Annotated in this window: 1 protein-coding gene; it reads right to left on the bottom strand. The window is 42.3% G+C overall.

The features are described 5' to 3' along the window. Nucleotides 1-153 precede the first annotated feature (153 nt). Nucleotides 154-539 (bottom strand): LAGLIDADG family homing endonuclease (locus tag HW443_RS12820; RefSeq protein WP_176238401.1); only part of this gene is annotated, 386 nt, incomplete at its 5' end.

Here is a 539-nt window from a genome sequence, read left to right as displayed (position 1 = left end):
CAGAATATCCCCCTCTGGATGTAATGGGTTCATTTTTTACGCCACCAGCTTATCAAATGCAGCCCAGGACTGGTCGTACTCTAAAAGTAAGGTTTAGTACCCTCCTGAACAAAAAATCGTGAAACCATACATTTCTTCCTCCTAGTTTGATGTTTACAATATCCATTTATAGGGTTCCAGGTCGACAATGGTAAGGGCCTCAAGTGCTTTTGTTTTTTTGATATATAAGTAAGCAAGAATTTGTTTTAAGATATCGATACTTTCAAATTTTTCAAAATTTAAGCTCCAGCATGGACGCCAGTTCGCGCCGCGGGGTTTGTGTTCGTAAATCCTACCCCCTCTGGTCATCCGCTGAATATCCAATAACCATCTTAGATTGGTATGAGCTATAGTAATTCCTATTTGGTTGCCAGAAGCATATACACAACCCTCTCCGTCTACACCCCCAGCTAGATAGGCCTTTTGCTCTGGGTCAAGCAGGGGAACTTTGCTATCTATGGCGTTTTGTGGCTTGCCACCCAGTTTTGTAGCTTTTTCTG

This window comes from Candidatus Hakubella thermalkaliphila, assembly GCF_013281975.1.
In the GTDB taxonomy this organism is placed as follows: domain Bacteria; phylum Actinomycetota; class Humimicrobiia; order Hakubellales; family Hakubellaceae; genus Hakubella; species Hakubella thermalkaliphila.
This window is presented reverse-complemented; position numbering and strand designations above follow the sequence as displayed.